Source organism: Janthinobacterium sp. BHSEK (genome assembly GCF_056174685.1).
In genome coordinates this window covers 101170-115812 of record NZ_JBWBYV010000029.1, presented here as the reverse complement: position 1 = coordinate 115812, position 14643 = coordinate 101170, and the positions used below count along the sequence as shown (strand labels likewise).

12 protein-coding genes are annotated in these 14643 nt (G+C 62.7%); 6 read left to right on the top strand and 6 right to left on the bottom strand.

What is annotated here, in order from left to right; all coding sequences use genetic code 11:
• Nucleotides 1–13: 13 nt before the first annotated feature.
• Nucleotides 14–1036: an ABC transporter substrate-binding protein gene (locus AC0V2Y_RS11365; RefSeq protein WP_475414138.1), complete on the bottom strand. Its 1023-nt coding sequence runs from the start codon at nucleotides 1034–1036 to the stop codon at nucleotides 14–16.
• A 57-nt stretch (nucleotides 1037–1093) separates the two neighbouring features.
• Nucleotides 1094–2209 carry a porin gene (locus tag AC0V2Y_RS11360; RefSeq protein WP_475414139.1) on the bottom strand — a complete coding sequence of 372 codons (1116 nt, stop codon included), beginning with the start codon at nucleotides 2207–2209 and terminating at the stop codon, nucleotides 1094–1096.
• 226 nt (nucleotides 2210–2435) lie between these two features.
• Here AC0V2Y_RS11360 and AC0V2Y_RS11355 point away from each other — a divergent pair, with 226 nt between their 5' ends.
• On the top strand, nucleotides 2436–3353 hold the full coding sequence (locus AC0V2Y_RS11355; protein WP_034778821.1) for a LysR family transcriptional regulator: 918 nt from the start codon (nucleotides 2436–2438) through the stop codon (nucleotides 3351–3353).
• Nucleotides 3354–3361: 8 nt separating this feature from the next.
• Here the strand turns inward: AC0V2Y_RS11355 and rsmA are convergent, their stop codons facing one another.
• The 4 genes from rsmA to AC0V2Y_RS11335 all read right to left on the bottom strand — a co-directional run bounded on the left by rsmA (nucleotide 3362) and on the right by AC0V2Y_RS11335 (nucleotide 9079).
• The gene (rsmA, locus tag AC0V2Y_RS11350) at nucleotides 3362–4141 is read right to left on the bottom strand and encodes a 16S rRNA (adenine(1518)-N(6)/adenine(1519)-N(6))-dimethyltransferase RsmA (RefSeq protein WP_475414140.1); all 780 of its coding nucleotides are present in this window, start codon (nucleotides 4139–4141) and stop codon (nucleotides 3362–3364) included.
• Nucleotides 4142–4232: 91 nt separating this feature from the next.
• On the bottom strand, nucleotides 4233–5288 hold the full coding sequence (pdxA, locus tag AC0V2Y_RS11345) for a 4-hydroxythreonine-4-phosphate dehydrogenase PdxA (protein ID WP_475414141.1): 1056 nt from the start codon (nucleotides 5286–5288) through the stop codon (nucleotides 4233–4235).
• A gap of 19 nt (nucleotides 5289–5307) precedes the next feature.
• Entirely contained in the window at nucleotides 5308–6720 is a 1413-nt protein-coding gene (locus tag AC0V2Y_RS11340; protein ID WP_475414142.1) for a peptidylprolyl isomerase, read from the bottom strand.
• A 103-nt stretch (nucleotides 6721–6823) separates the two neighbouring features.
• Nucleotides 6824–9079 carry an LPS-assembly protein LptD gene (locus AC0V2Y_RS11335; protein ID WP_475414143.1) on the bottom strand — a complete coding sequence of 752 codons (2256 nt, stop codon included), beginning with the start codon at nucleotides 9077–9079 and terminating at the stop codon, nucleotides 6824–6826.
• Nucleotides 9080–9178: 99 nt separating this feature from the next.
• Between AC0V2Y_RS11335 and AC0V2Y_RS11330 the strand changes: the two genes are divergently transcribed.
• The 5 genes from AC0V2Y_RS11330 (at nucleotide 9179) to AC0V2Y_RS11310 (ending at nucleotide 14559) form a co-directional block, all read left to right on the top strand.
• Nucleotides 9179–10246, top strand: a complete 1068-nt coding sequence (locus tag AC0V2Y_RS11330; RefSeq protein WP_475414144.1) for an aminoglycoside phosphotransferase family protein — start codon at nucleotides 9179–9181, stop codon at nucleotides 10244–10246.
• Between the two features lie 62 nt (nucleotides 10247–10308).
• Entirely contained in the window at nucleotides 10309–11028 is a 720-nt protein-coding gene (murU, locus tag AC0V2Y_RS11325; RefSeq protein ID WP_475414145.1) for an N-acetylmuramate alpha-1-phosphate uridylyltransferase MurU, read from the top strand.
• Nucleotides 11028–12350 carry an aminopeptidase P N-terminal domain-containing protein gene (locus AC0V2Y_RS11320; RefSeq protein ID WP_475414214.1) on the top strand — a complete coding sequence of 441 codons (1323 nt, stop codon included), beginning with the start codon at nucleotides 11028–11030 and terminating at the stop codon, nucleotides 12348–12350. Before murU ends, AC0V2Y_RS11320 begins: the two co-directional genes overlap by 1 nt.
• A gap of 9 nt (nucleotides 12351–12359) precedes the next feature.
• Entirely contained in the window at nucleotides 12360–13502 is a 1143-nt protein-coding gene (locus AC0V2Y_RS11315) for a UbiH/UbiF/VisC/COQ6 family ubiquinone biosynthesis hydroxylase (RefSeq protein ID WP_475414146.1), read from the top strand.
• 115 nt (nucleotides 13503–13617) lie between these two features.
• Nucleotides 13618–14559 carry a GGDEF domain-containing protein gene (locus tag AC0V2Y_RS11310; protein WP_475414147.1) on the top strand — a complete coding sequence of 314 codons (942 nt, stop codon included), beginning with the start codon at nucleotides 13618–13620 and terminating at the stop codon, nucleotides 14557–14559.
• The last annotated feature ends 84 nt before the right edge of the window (nucleotides 14560–14643 follow it).

The following is a 14643-nucleotide window of genomic DNA, read 5'->3' as shown; positions in this document are numbered from 1 at the left end:
CTCCTCGTCACCACTATTTGCTCATGGCCTTGTTCCACTGCGTCATCCAGTTGCTGCGCTGTTTGATGATGGTTTCCGGCTTGACGAATTTCAGCGAATTGATCTGGTCAGGGCCATAGGTGTTGAATTGCGCGGCGGCCACCGACAGGCGCACGTCCTTGTTGACGGGCGAGTCGACCAGGTTGGTCGCCAGCTGCGTCTGCACTTCCTTGGACAGCCAGAAATCCATCAGCTGGTAGGCCAGGTCCGCGTTCTTCGAACCGGCGACGATGCCCATCACGTTCATGCCGGCCGCCTGGCCTTCGGCCGGGATGCTCCATTTCAGGGGCAGGCCCGTCTTGAGCATTTGCGACCAGGTAAAGCGCGCCACGGGCGCGGCCCAGATTTCATCCTGCGCGAACAGGGCAGCGAGCTGCGCGCTGTTTTTCGAGAACGTGACGACGTTGCCCTTCATGCCGACGATCTTGGCAAAGCCCGTGGCGTAGTCGTCCGTCTTGCCGCCCCAGGCCGCATCGGCCATGCGCAGCATCAAGGGGCCCTGCGTGGTGCTCACGTCGGGGAAGGCCACGCGGCCCTTCAGTTCGGGGCGCCACAGGTCCTTCCAGGACGTCAGCGGGGCGACCTTGTCGCTGCGGTACACCAGGCCCACCGAGTACAGCGTGTAGCCGACGGCGTAGTTGCCGCCGATAGGGTTTTTCGCCACGTCGTACAGGGCTTTGTAATTGCTCAGCTTGGAGTAATCCATGGGCTGAATGACACCCTTTTGCGCCGCTTCCAGCATGCCGGAATCGGACAGCAGCACCAGGTCGATCACCGGGTTCTTGGCGTGCACCACCAGCTTGGCGATGCGGTCCGCATTATTCCCCGTTTCCACCTTGATATCGCAACCGCATTTGGCCTTGAACGGCTCGTACACATACTTCATGAACAAGGGCTGGGCAATCGGATAGGCCGAAATGACCAGCTCGCGTTTTTCCGCGTGGGCGGCGTTGGCCAGCAAGCCTAGGCTCAACGCCAACATGAGGTGCTTTTTCAAGATGCTTCCTTTCAGGGGGCGGCGCTGCGGGACAGCGCCTGTAAAGATGAATCAGAATCAGAAATAATGTCGCATGCCGACGATCAGCACGCTTTGCGTCTTGCCGCCCGAGGCGCCGAAGCCGAACACGCGGGCGAACGTCGCATCGCCTGCCGCCTTCTGGTAACTCCAGGTGATGGCGACGTCGGTGCGCTTGGACAGGAAGTAATCGGCCTGGAAGTTGACCTGATGCCATTTTGGCGTCTTGTTGATCACATCATATTTACCCGTGGTAAAGAAATACGAGGCGCCCAGGTTCAACGCTTCCGTCAGCTTGTGGTTCACGTTCAGGTCCACGTTTTGCAAGGTCAGATTGCTTTGATCCAGGTAGTGGTAGCGCACGTTGGTGTACAGCGCGCCGAACTTGGTCCTGCCGACATTATAAAAGCCTCCCGTACCGGCGATGGCCTGGCTGTCCACGCCGGCGCCCTTGACGGCGCTCTTGTTGAAGATCAGCAGGGAACTGCCGTAGTCGTTGCCGATGGCGCCATTCGGCGCATCGGGGCTGTTCGGGCGATCCATCTTGGTGTAGGCGACGGCCCAGCTGAAGGCATCGACCTTGTAGCCGGCGCCCATGCTGTAGACGCGGTTGCGGTTGGAGTCTTCCGGATTTTCGCTGAAACCGTACAAGCCCGTGAACGACAGGTTGCTGATGTTCGGGCTGACATACTTGACGGCATTTTGCACGCGCAAGTTGTTGTAGCCATTGTCGTTGTCGCCGATGTGCACGCCGTTACTGGCGATGACCACCGGGCCCAGCAGATCCTTCACGGCTTCGTACTGGCGGCCCAGGGTGAGCGTCCCCTTGTCGTTGCTCGACAGGCCCACATACGACTGGCGGCCAAACAAACGGCCGCTTTGCGAGGCCGTGCCCGTCATCACGTTAAAACCGTTTTCCAGCACGAAGACGGCCTTGGTGCCGTCGCCCAGGTCTTCCTGGCCGCGAAAACCGATGCGGGGATTCTGGTTCGTGCCGCTCAGCGCATGCGTGCGGCTGCCCTTGCCCTCATCCGACACATAGCCGATGCCGGCCGACAGCAAGCCATACACTTGCACGCTGCTTTGCGCCTGCGCCGCGCCCTGCGCCGCCAGCAAGCCACCCACCACCATCGTTCCCGTCATCCATTTGTTCATCGCCGCCACCCTAAAAAGAATAAACCCTGAGTTTTTTTGGAATTATTTTATTGATACATCCCTAGTCTGGCGCACCGCCGCACCTGCCGGCGCCGCATTCCAGGCTCTTCTCCCGAATATTGTTGCTTTCAAGACAAGTAAGGACCAGTCCAGAATATGGTAAATTGCGGGATAAGAAAATTTGTTTATTTTTATAAATCCATTACTTTTTCTAATAAGCAAAGCCATGCATGAACTGAGCAAGAAAATTTCCTTACGACATTTGCAAGCATTTGCCACCCTAGCCCGGGTAAACAGCTTCAGCAAGGCTGCACAGGAATTGTGCGTGACCCAGCCGGCCCTCAGCGCATCGATCAAGCTGCTGGAAAATCAACTGGGAAAAAAGTTGTTTAACCGCACAACCCACCAGTTGGAACTGACGCGCGAAGGCAAGCTGGCGCTCGATTACGCCACACATTTATTGAATACGGCCAGCAACACCTTTGCCGATATCCAGCGCGCCATCGGCAGCGGCCGGCACCGCATCCGCATCGGCGCGATTCCCTCGGCCATGGCGATGACGGCCGTGGTGGTGGCGCGCTACTGCGAGCAGCATGGCGATGAAGTGGAAATCGTCCTGTCGGACATGCCCAACGACGGCTTGCTGCATGCGCTGCATTCGGGCCAGCTGGACTTTTGCGTGGGCATCGAGGTGCCTGGTTCCGTCTCGCTGGAAAGCGTGGGCCTGTTCGAGGACGAGCTGGTCTTGGTGACGGCGGGACGCCATGCGCTGGCGCCGCTGAAGGAAGTGCGCTGGGAACAGCTGGCGGGCCAGGAAATCGTCGTGTTTACCAAGGGCAGCATCTGGGAGTTCGCCTCGAGCGCGCTGCGCCAGCATGGCTTGAGCCCGTCGAGCCTGTACCAGATGATCCACAGCGAATCGCTGTATGGCGTGGTGCGCGCCGGCATCGCCGTGGGCATCATGCCCAGCCTGTACACGACCTTCCTCAACGACGAGGATCTGCATGTGGCGCCCCTGCGCCAGCCCACCTGCAAGCGCAAGATCGCCTTGATGCGGCGCAATGAAATCAGCCGCAACCACCATGTGGACGACTGTTTTTCAGCGTTGCGCCAGGATTTACAGCAGGTCGATCAGTGGTTTTAAGTTAAAACTCAAGCAGGTGCTTTCAGCAGATTCGCCAGGGCAACATACTGCTCCAGGCCCACGGTTTCCGGACGCAGGGTCGGATCGATGCCGGCCGCCTTGATCTGCTCTTCCGTAAACATGCCGGCCAGGCAGTTGCGGATCACCTTGCGGCGCTGCGAGAAGGCCTTCATGACCACCGCTTCCAAAGTGGCCTGGTCGCAGGCCAGGCGCTCGGCCACGGGAATCATGCGCACGATGGCCGATTCCACCTTCGGCGGCGGATCGAAGGCCGTCGGCGGCACGATGAACAGCAAGGACATGTCATAGCGCCATTGCAGCATCACGGACAGGCGGCCATACGCCTTGCTGCCCGGCTCGGCCACCATGCGTTCGACCACTTCCTTTTGCAGCATGAAATGCTGGTCCTGCACCAGCGGGGCGAAGTCCGCCAGGTGGAACAGCAGCGGGCTGGAAATGTTGTACGGCAAGTTGCCCACGATGCGCAGCTTCTGGCCGGCCGGCACGGGAATTTGCGCGAAATCAAACTTCAGCGCATCGCCCGAGTGGATCGTCAGCTTGGCCGGATTGAAGGTCTTTTCCAGGCGCACGATCAGGTCGCGGTCCAGTTCCACCACATGCATCTGTTTCAAATGGCGCAGCAGCTGCTCCGTCATCGCGCCCAGGCCGGGGCCGATCTCGACCATGGCGTCGTCCGGCTGCGGCGCGATGGCGGCCGTGATGTCGTCGAGGACGAAGCGGTCATGCAGGAAGTTCTGGCCAAAGCGTTTGCGGGCAACGTGTTTCATAATGTGTTTTCTATCAATGCGGTAAAGCCGGCACAGGCCGGCGGGATCGTTGAGCAGGCAGCGTCGGGTTACGCCTTGCGGCTAACCCGACCTACGCTCTGGTCGGGATACTCGCGCGCAGCATGTCGAGCGCCGTTTGCAGGGCTTGCTCCATGCTGTGGCTATCGGCCAGGCCCAGCCCTTGCGCGGCCAGGTCCAGCGCCGTGCCGTGGTCGACCGAAGTGCGGATCAGCGGCAAGCCCAGGGTGATATTGATGCCGCGCCCGAAGGTTGCGTATTTCAGCACGGGCAAGCCCTGGTCGTGGTACATGGCCAGCACGCAGTCGGCGTCCGCCAGGTATTTGTGTTGGAACAAGGTGTCGGCCGGGTACGGTCCGCGCGCATCGATGCCGCGCGCTTGCGCCGCGGCAATCGCGGGGCTGATCACCTCGATTTCCTCGCGTCCCAGATAGCCGCCCTCGCCCGCGTGCGGGTTCAAGCCGGTGACCAGGATGCGCGGCGCGGCGATGCCGAATTTCTGTTGCAAATCAAGCTGAATGATATCCAGGGTGACGGCCAGGCTGTCCATCGTGATGGCAGCGGACACGTCCTTCAATGGCAGGTGCGTGGTGGCCAGCGCCACGCGCAAGGTCGGCTCGCCGTGACCCGGTTCGCCGGCCAGCATCATCACCACTTGCGGCGTGCCGGTTTTTTCTGCCAGGTATTCCGTATGGCCGGAAAAGGCTACGCCTGCATCGTTGATCGTGCTTTTTTGCAAGGGTGCCGTGACCATGGCGCCAAACCAGCCGGCCTGGACACCTTCCACGGCCGCGTCCAGGGAGGCCAGCACGGAGCGGCCATTTTCCTTGTCCAGCACGCCGGGAATGACATTGTTAACAGTAGGAATGTCGATTACGGCCAGGCGGCCGGGACCGAACTGGGGCAAGCCGCTGTTGCGCACGGCTTGCAGCGACAGCGCCGCCAGGCGGATCTCCGGATCGATCAGACTGGCCGTCAGCGCCAGGAAGGCGGCGTCGCCCAGCAGGATGCAGTTGACTTCATTGCGCATGGCCCAGGCCGCGCGTATGGAGATTTCCGGGCCGACACCGGCCGGTTCGCCACAGGTGATGGCGATGGCCGGACGGCGTGCAAGGGGCAAGTTACTCATGCGCAATGAATCAGCAGCATTACTGGTCGTCCGCGCGGAATTCGACGTAGGCACGGTCGCGCACTTCGCGCGCCCAGTTTTCCGTCGCTTCTTCCAGCTTGCGTTCGCGCAAGGCATTGCGTGCGGCGGCGCGCTGCTTCTCTTTCGAGACGTCGTCGCTCTTGCGTTCCAGCACTTCGATCAGGTGGAAGCCAAAGCTCGATTCGATCGGCTGGCTCACTTCGCCCGGTTTCAGCGCATTCATCGCCGTTTCAAATTCCGGCACGGTGTCGCCTGGATACAGCCAGCCCAGGTCGCCGCCCTTGGCCGCGGAACCGTCGTTCGAGAACAAACGGGCCAGGTCTTCGAATTTGGCGGCCTTGTTGTCGAGACGCTCCTTCAATTCCAGCAGTTTGCGTTTAGCTTCGGCCGCCGACAGGGTCGGCGTCACTTTCAGCAGGATGTGGCGGGCATGCGTTTGCTGCACGGCGGCCACGGCTTGCGCCTCGGCAGCGCTGCGGCGGTCCAGCAGCTTCAGGATATGGAAGCCCGTGTTGCTCTTGATGATAGGCGTGATCTGGCCTGGCTTCAATTTCAGCAACTGTTCCGTGAACAGGGGCGGCAGGCGGTCGCTCTGGCGCCAGCCGATATCGCCGCCGCTCAGCGCATCGCTGGCGTCGGAATAGGTGGCGGCCATCTTGGCGAAATCGGCGCCCGTGCGCAGCTGGCGGCTGACTTCTTCGGCGCGCGCGCGGCGGGCGGCGATTTGTTCGGGGCTGGAATTTTCCGGAATGCGCACGAGAATTTGCGCCAGGTTCATCTCCACCTGTTCGCTGGCTGCCGCTTTTTCCGCTTCCAGGAAGTTATCCACCTCGGAATCGGAAATCTGGATCTTGGCGTCGACTTCGTGCTCGCGCAGGCGCTGCATGATGATTTCATCGCGGATTTCTTCGCGGAAGGTCGCAAACGGCGTGCCTTCCTTTTCCATCTGGTTGCGCAGCTCTTGCACCGTCATTTTTTGCTGTTCAGCAATACGGCCAATCGCGCGGTCCAGGGTCAGGTCATCCACGCGCACGCCCATTTCCTTGGCCAGCTGCATTTGCGCGCGCTCGACAATCATGCGCTCGAGCAACTGGCGGCGCAGGTCGGCAGGGTCGGGAAGCGGGATATTCTGCGCCTTCATGCGCTGCTCCACGCTCTTGATGCGGGCCGCCACTTCATTGCGCGTGATCACATCGTCATTGACGACGACGGCGATGGAATCGATGGTCTGGCCACTGCTCGACGCGGGGGGCGTGAAGCCCTTGACCGGCGCTGGGGCAGCGGCAGCGGGCTTGGCCGCAGGCGCTGGCGCTGGCGCTGGCGCTGGCGCAGCCTGTTGCGCCCAGACACTACTGGTCGTGGCGCCGGAAATGGCGCACAACAAAACCGTTGCAATTTTGAGTTGGTGCATACTGGCATTACGCATAATGTGTAGAGCGCTCATGAGTTCAGGTGAATAAAAAAACCGGTTTGTGCCAGCGCCGGGAACACCGGCGGCGGCAACGGTGCCTATCTTAACGGAGTGGCTGGCTCAGTGTCTGGTAACCGGGGATGGTTTTTGTAAAAGTTTCCAGGCCATTCGCGCCCAAGCCCAGGCCACTCGACAAGCCCGTCAATTCCAGCTGGAAGAAGATCGGTGTCGAGACAGTCTTGTTCGTCGTCACGAAACGCTGCGCCCCCATGCGGAACACCCAGCAGTCGCCCTTGTATTCCAGGCCGACCAGGCTTTCCAGCATGCTGCGATCCTTCACGGAATAGCTGATGCGTCCCACGCCATACAGGCGGTCCGTCAACGGCCATTGGGACGACACTTCAACATTGCGCCAACCAGCATCTCCACGCTGGAAACGATTGCCAAAATTCAATACCTTCTTGGCACCGGGCTGATATTGCAAGGTGTAGTTGTAGCTCACCAGTTGACGGTCGCTGGGATTGTACTGCACCAGGCTGTCGGCGGTCCAAGTCTCGGACACGCGGCCCGTCGCGGCCAGCAGGATATCCGAACGCGACTGATTCACGGGCGTGCTCGAATTGAGCTGCACGCGCTGGTCGGCAAAATAGAAACGCTGGCCGAAGGTCAGTCGCATGCGCTCCGTGCCGTCCGCCTGCAGGAAGCGCGACACCAGGGCGGCCGTGACCTGGTTGGCGTCGCCGATGCGGTCGCTGCCGACAAACCGGTTTTCCGTGAAGATCTGCGTCAGGTTGAACGTGCCGGCGGCCGTATCGAAGTTCGGAAACTGCGACTGGTCGCGGTACGGCGTATAGACGTAGAACAGACGCGGTTCCAGGGTTTGCGTGCCGCCCTTGGCGCCAAACAGATTCGTGTCGCGTTCAAACACCAGCCCGCTGTCGACCGAGAACGTCGGCACGGCGCGCGTAAACGAGGTCGACGGGAACAGTGCCTTGGTCCTGGCGTCATTGTCGAGCTGATACGCGCTGGCATTGAGCATCAGCTTGGGCGTGATGAAGTAGCCAGGGCGCAGGATGGGGAAACTCACTTGCGGCACGGCCACGAGGCGCGAGCCTTGCACCAGAGTCGGATGCGCGAAGCGCGTCGCTTCCGCGTCGAAGGTCCAGTCGAAGCCGCCCCAGACATCGTATTTGCCAGCATGAAAGTTCACCGCCGGCAAACGGTCATACGGACGCGTGACGGTCAGGCTGGGATTGTTGACCGCATCGGGATCCTGCAGCACCTGGTAATTCTGCACGCGCGCCGTCAGGCTCCAGTCCTCGGTGCGGTAGTCGGTGCGCAATTCGCGCAGCAACTGGCGCTCGGTGGCGGTGGCGACGGTTTTCGAAAAATCGTTCGGGTAATTATTGTCGGACGCTTCGCGCAGATCCCAGCTGTAACTCCAGTCCTTGGCCAGCGCCTGCTCATGCTTGGACTTGATCATGTAGCGGTTGGTCTTGGTCTGCTTGTCGTTAGGCAAGAACTCGAACGACGTTTCGCCCTGGTACAGGCCGGCATCCGTCTCGCCCATGTAGCGGCCCGTCGCCCCGAGCTGGATGCCGCGCCGCTGGATATAGCGCGGGTACAGGGTCAGGTCGCGGTTCGGCGCGATGTTCACGTAGTACGGCATCAGCAGTTCGAAACCGTTCTTCGAGGCAAAGCCTGGCGTGGGCGCCAGCCAGCCCGAGCGGCGCGCACCCGACAGCGAAAACGAGATGCCCGGCGTGCCCAGGATCGGCACGTCCTTGAAATAGATGATGGTCTTGCTGCCGGTGCCCACGTCGCGGCCCGTGTCGAGGTTCAAGGTGCTCGATTTCAGGTACCAGTCAGGATTCGGTCCCTCGCAAGTACTATAGGTGCCGTCGATCACAGTGGCTTCATCGGGATTGATGAAGTCGACGCGCTCGGCCTTGCCCTGGCCGCCGCCCACTTCGAAGCGGTAAGTCGGGTTGAGCAGGAAACCCTTGCCGGTCTCCATGTTCAGCTTCAGGACGTCGCCCGTGTAGTAATCGCCGAAACGCCACATCTTGATATGGCCCTCGGCATCGAACTGATCTTCAACTTGTTTGTAACAAGCTGTATCGGCCGTCATTTTTGTGGTTTTTCCGCGCTCAATCACGACATTCTGGTCGAGATTGATCTCCCGCTCCGGGCGTCCGTTCATGCTGTTCGCCGTCATGACGGTGGGCGCGTCGGGATCTTCCACATGCACCGGACGCGGTGCTTTCTGGGCGTGGACAGGCACCGTCGTAGCGGCGACGAGCGCGCTGATGGCGAAAGCCCAGCGCTGCGAAGGGGGGGAGGCCGAAAACCAGCTCATGAATTGGAAGGGGCAAGCACCATTGACAGGCGATTTTTTGATTTGAATCCCTTATTATATGGGAATCTGCACCATCAACCCGATTCCACAGGCCGCTTAATGTCATTCTCCCCCAATTCCCCTGCCGCGCCGGCATCCGCCGACGCTCGCCTGACCCTGTTGAAAGCCTGGTTGACCTCGCTTAACCTCGTTTCTCCCGATTCCGCCCGCCCCGCTTCCAGCGATGCCAGCTTCCGCCGCTACTACCGTCTCGATGTGCTGCCAGGCAATGCAACATTGCCGGGAAGTACACTGGTCGCCATGGATGCGCCGCCCGAGCGCGAAAACGTGCCCGCCTTTGTCAAGGTGGCCGGCTTGCTGAAAAGCGCCGGCGTGTCCGTGCCCGACATCATCGCGCAAGACCTGGAGAATGGCTTCCTGCTGCTCTCCGACCTGGGCACGACCACCTATCTCGACGCCTTGAACCACGACAATGCCAGCGTGCTGTACGCCGAAGCGCTGGAATCGTTGATGAAAATCCAGCTGGCCAGCGCCCCCGACGTGCTGCCCGAATTCGACCGCGCCTTCATCCTGCGCGAAATGAATCTGTTCCCGGAATGGTTTATCGGCAAGCACCTGGGCGCCACCTTGACGGATGTGCAACAAACCCAGCTGGACAAGGTCTTCGAGGCCATCACGGCGAATATCTTGTCGCAGCAGCAAGTATTCATGCACCGCGACTACCATTCGCGCAATTTGATGCACATCAACGATGGTTCGACCCCCAATCCCGGCATCCTCGACTTCCAGGACGCCGTCTTCGGTCCCGTCACCTACGACATCGCCTCGCTGCTGCGCGACGCGTATATCCAGTGGGACGAGGAACTGGTGCTCGACTGGGTGATCCGCTACTGGCAGCGCGCCAAGCAGCTGGGCTTGCCCGTCAATCCCGACATCGACGCCTTCTACCGCGATTTCGAATTCACGGCCCTGCAGCGCCACCTGAAAATCCTCGGCCTGTTCGCGCGCCTAAACTACCGCGACGGCAAGGATCTGTACATGGGCGACCTGCCGACCGTGCTCGACTACGTGCGCAAGACGGCCAACCGCTACACGGAACTCAAGCCGCTGGTGCGTTTGCTCGATGCGCTGGAGAATAAAACGCCGCAAGTCGGCTATACGTTCTAGGCACTTTCCTGCTGCGCGGCCTGTCCGCGCAGCCGACTTACCGATACTGAAAACGACTACCCATGAAAGCCATGATCTTTGCCGCAGGCCGCGGTGAACGGATGCGTCCGCTTACCGATACCTGTCCCAAACCGCTGCTGAAAGTACGCGGCCGCCCGCTGATCGTCTGGCATGTGCTGAACCTGGTGCGCGCCGGCATCACGGACATCGTCATCAACCATTCCCATCTGGGCCACCTGATCGAAGAGACCCTGGGCGACGGCAGCGCGTATGGCGCGCGCATCGCGTATTCGCCGGAAAGCACACCGCTGGAAACGGCGGGCGGCATCGCCCAGGCGCGCCACTTGCTGGGAGAAGAGCCGTTTCTCGCCATCTCCGGCGACATCTATTGCCCCTATTTCGACTTCAAGCAGGTGCTCGACGTGCTGGCCGACAAGGATGTGCTGGGCACGCCGTATCCGGCCGACCAGCGCGACATCGCCTGGACCTACCTGGTGCCCAATCCCGACTTCCATCCCAAGGGCGACTTCGGCCTGACCTTGTTCTCGATCAACAATACGGACGACACCAAATGGACCTTCGCCAATATCGGCGTGTACCGTCCTGAAATGTTCGACGGCATCGCGCCGGGCAGCCACGCCAGACTGGGCGATCTGCTGCGCCAGTACGCGGACCAGGGCCGCGTGGGCGGCGAAGTGTATACGGGCGAGTGGACCAATGTCGGCACCCCAAAGCAACTCGACGCGCTCAATGGCGCGACAGCCAGGGCGCCGGCGGCATGATGGCCAATTACGCGGCACGGCGCGCGGCGCTGCTGGCACAGATGCTGCCGGGCAGCGTGGCCATCCTTGCCACAGCGCCCGAAGTGCCGCGCAACAGCGATTGCGATTATCCGTACCGCCACGACAGCTATTTCTATTACCTCAGCGGTTACACGGAACCCGACAGCGCCGTGGCGCTGGTGGCCGCCAGCGCCACGGCGCCCGCGCGCGCCATCCTGTTTTGCCGCGCCAAGAACACGGAGCGCGAAATCTGGGATGGTTTCCGCCATGGCCCCGAGGCGGCGCGCGCCAGCTTCGGTTTTGACGCCGCCTTCCCCATCGAGGAACTCGACGCGGAAATGACGCGCCTGCTGGCCGACTCCCCCGCCATCTACTATGCGCTGGGCGGCAGTCTCGATGCGCAGGTGAAGCTCTGGCGGCACAACGTGCGGCAAAAGGCCCGCAGCGGCGTCACGGCGCCGGCCATGGCGATTGAACTCAACGGCATGCTCGACGCCATGCGCCTGCTGAAAGACCCAGAAGAACAGCAGCTGATGCGCCGCGCCGCCGCCATTTCCAGCACCGCCCACGCGCGCGCCATGCGCGCCACGCGGCCCGGCCTGCACGAATACGCGCTGGAGGCGGAGCTGCTGTACGAATTTCGCCGCAGCGGCGCCCAGTTCCCCGCGTATTCCTCCATCGTGGCCGGCGGCGGCAACGCCTGCATCCTGCACTACAGCGCCAACAATGCGGTATTGAAAGACGGCGAACTGGTCTTGATCGACGCCGGCTGCGAACTCGATGGCTACGCCTCCGACATCACGCGCACCTGGCCCGTCAACGGCCGTTTCAGCGGCCCGCAGCGGGCGCTGTACGAACTGGTGCTGGCGGCGCAGCAGGCGGCGCTGGACATGGTGCGCCCCGGCTTGCCGCACAGCGCCATCCACGAGGCGGCCGTGCAGGTGCTGGCGCAGGGCATGCTGGACCTGGGTTTGCTGGAGCGGCAAAAAAACGGCGGCGTGCAGGACGTCATCGCCGACAAGGCGTATATGCCCTTCTACATGCACGGCACCAGCCACTGGCTGGGCATGGACGTGCATGACGTGGGCGCCTACCGCGACACGGACGCGCCCGGCAAGCCGTGGCGCGCGCTCGAAGCGGGCATGGTGCTGACGGTGGAACCGGGCATCTACGTGCGTCCCGGCGCCGGCGTGCCGGAGCAGTTCTGGCATACGGGCATCCGCATCGAGGACGATGTGCTGGTCACGCCGCAAGGCCATGAAGTCTTCAGCACGGCGCCCAGGAGCGTCGCTGAAATCGAACAACTGATGTCACAGGATTAACCCCGCCGCATGCATACACCGTCCACTTTCGATCTCGCCATCTGCGGCGCCGGCCCCGTCGGCATGGCCCTGGCCGCCCTGCTGATGCAGCGGGGCAGCCGCGCCGCCGGCATCGCCCTGCTCGACGCCAAATCCCTCGAACAGGCCAGGCGCGACCCGCGCACCATCGCCCTGTCGCACGGCAGCCGCCAGATACTCGAGGAAGCGGGCGCCTGGCCCATGGAGGCGACGCCTATCCACCAGATCCACGTGTCGCGCCGCGGCCAGTTCGGGCGCAGCCTGATGGACCGCAGCGAGCATGGCGTCGAGGCGCTCGGCTATGTGGCGCGTTACGGCGCCGTCGTCAGCGCGCTGGCCGACGTGTGCGAGCGCCTGGGCGTGGCCAGCCTGCGCCAGGCCATGGTGACGGGCAGTGAGGAAGACGCCGACGGCGTGTCCGTGCAGATCGACCAGGCGGGCGCCCCGTCGAGCTTGCGCGCCAGCCTGCTGGTGCAGGCCGAGGGCGGTCTGTTCGGCCAGCAGACGGAACGCGCCGTCAGCCGCGATTATGGCCAAAGCGCCATCATTGCCCATGTGCGCACAAGTAGCCCCATCGCCCACCGCGCGTACGAGCGCTTTACCGATGAGGGTCCGCTGGCCCTGCTGCCGCAGGACGACGGCTACGCGCTGGTGTGGTGCGTGCCGCCCACGCGCGCCGAACAATTGCTGGCCCTGGACGACGCTGCCTTCCTGGCCCGCCTGGGCGTCGCCTTCGGCAGCCGCCTGGGACGCTTTACGCACACGACGGCGCGCCTGGCCTATCCGCTGGGCCTGAACGCGCAGGCGAACGGCACGGCGCGCACGGTCACCATCGGCAACGCGGCACAAACCCTGCACCCGGTGGCGGGACAAGGCTTGAACCTGGGCTTGCGCGACGCCGCCGTGCTGGCCCGCGTGCTGGCGCAGGACAGCAGCCCCGCAGCGCTGGAACGCTACGCCAGCCTGCGCCAGGCCGACAGGGGGCTGACCGTGCGCGTCACCGACACCATGGCGCGCATCTTCACGGGCAGCGCTCCCACGCAAGGCTTGCTGGGCCTGTCGCTGGGCTTGCTGGACGCCTTCCGCCCGGCGCGCAAGAGCCTGGCGGAACTGATGATGTACGGCCGCCGCTGAGCCTTATCAATAAGCAAAGAGCACGGGCGAAAAAGAAACAGGCGGGCGATCCGGCATGGAGTAAACGGCCCGCGGATGCGACAATGGCTGTCACCTGGTTTTTGGCGACCGTTCCATGACAGATGCATTGCCCGCAGCACCGCCTGCCGCTCTTCCCGAAGTGCTTTTTTCCCGCCTGCTGGAAGACGCCCTCGACGCCGTCATCATCATCGATGAACATTGCCGCATCCGCTATATCAATGGCGCCATGCAGGCGCTGTCGGGCTATGCCGGCGGGGAATTGCTGGGCCAGACCCTGAACGGCCTGCTGCCCGACGCCGTCGGCGCGCAGCACGACAACCACGTGATCAACTACATCCGCAGCTCGCGCACGTCCAGCGTGCTGGGCAAGATACGCGAATTCGCCATCCGCCACCGCGACACGCAAATGATCCCCATCGAAATGAAGGCGCTGGACCTGGGCGTGGTCGACGGCATGCGCTATTTCGGCGCCTTTTTGCTCGACGTGCGGGAACGGCGCGAACTGGCGGCAAAGAACGCCAGCCTGCTGGCGCAGCTGGAACAGCAGGCGCTGCACGATGCGCTGACGTCGCTGCCCAACCGGCGCGCCTATGAAGCGCAAGCCGCGCAGGCGATGGCGCGCGCGGCGCGCAGCGGCGCCGCCCTGACCGTGGGCGTGGCCGACCTCGACCATTTCAAGAAGATCAACGACCGCTATGGCCATGCCGTGGGCGACGCCGTGCTGCGCACGGTGGCGCAGGCGCTGCGCGACACGGGACGCATCACCGACGTGGCGGCGCGCCTCGGCGGCGAGGAGTTCGGCCTGCTGTTCCCCGACGCCAGCCTGCGGCAGGCGCACCAGGTGGCCGAACGCATCCGCGCAGCCGTGGCGGCGGCGGTCACCGTGCTGCCCGACGGCGGCTCGCTGCAGGTGACCATCAGCATCGGCGTGGCCTCCCTGACGGCCGGCGCCACCCTGGACGCGGCCATGTCGGATGCCGACAAGGCCCTGTACGCGGCCAAGCACCAGGGACGCAATAAGGTCGTCGCAGCCTGAAGACAAGCGTAGGTCGGATTAGGCGGGGCCGCCGAGGCCGAAGGCCGTAATCCGGCAACATTGTTGGCCCCAATACGTCGGATT

What these genes read in the sequence shown, in the direction of transcription:
- AC0V2Y_RS11320 (WP_475414214.1), top strand. Translation starts at nt 11,028, where the DNA reads ATGGCCAATTACGCGGCACGGCGCGCGGCGCTGCTGGCACAGATGCTG.
- pdxA (WP_475414141.1), bottom strand. Translation starts at nt 5,288, where the DNA reads ATGAGTAACTTGCCCCTTGCACGCCGTCCGGCCATCGCCATCACCTGT.
- AC0V2Y_RS11340 (WP_475414142.1), bottom strand. Translation starts at nt 6,720, where the DNA reads ATGCACCAACTCAAAATTGCAACGGTTTTGTTGTGCGCCATTTCCGGC.
- AC0V2Y_RS11355 (WP_034778821.1), top strand. Translation starts at nt 2,436, where the DNA reads ATGCATGAACTGAGCAAGAAAATTTCCTTACGACATTTGCAAGCATTT.
- murU (WP_475414145.1), top strand. Translation starts at nt 10,309, where the DNA reads ATGAAAGCCATGATCTTTGCCGCAGGCCGCGGTGAACGGATGCGTCCG.
- rsmA (WP_475414140.1), bottom strand. Translation starts at nt 4,141, where the DNA reads ATGAAACACGTTGCCCGCAAACGCTTTGGCCAGAACTTCCTGCATGAC.
- AC0V2Y_RS11310 (WP_475414147.1), top strand. Translation starts at nt 13,618, where the DNA reads ATGACAGATGCATTGCCCGCAGCACCGCCTGCCGCTCTTCCCGAAGTG.
- AC0V2Y_RS11315 (WP_475414146.1), top strand. Translation starts at nt 12,360, where the DNA reads ATGCATACACCGTCCACTTTCGATCTCGCCATCTGCGGCGCCGGCCCC.
- AC0V2Y_RS11360 (WP_475414139.1), bottom strand. Translation starts at nt 2,209, where the DNA reads ATGAACAAATGGATGACGGGAACGATGGTGGTGGGTGGCTTGCTGGCG.
- AC0V2Y_RS11335 (WP_475414143.1), bottom strand. Translation starts at nt 9,079, where the DNA reads ATGAGCTGGTTTTCGGCCTCCCCCCCTTCGCAGCGCTGGGCTTTCGCC.
- AC0V2Y_RS11330 (WP_475414144.1), top strand. Translation starts at nt 9,179, where the DNA reads ATGTCATTCTCCCCCAATTCCCCTGCCGCGCCGGCATCCGCCGACGCT.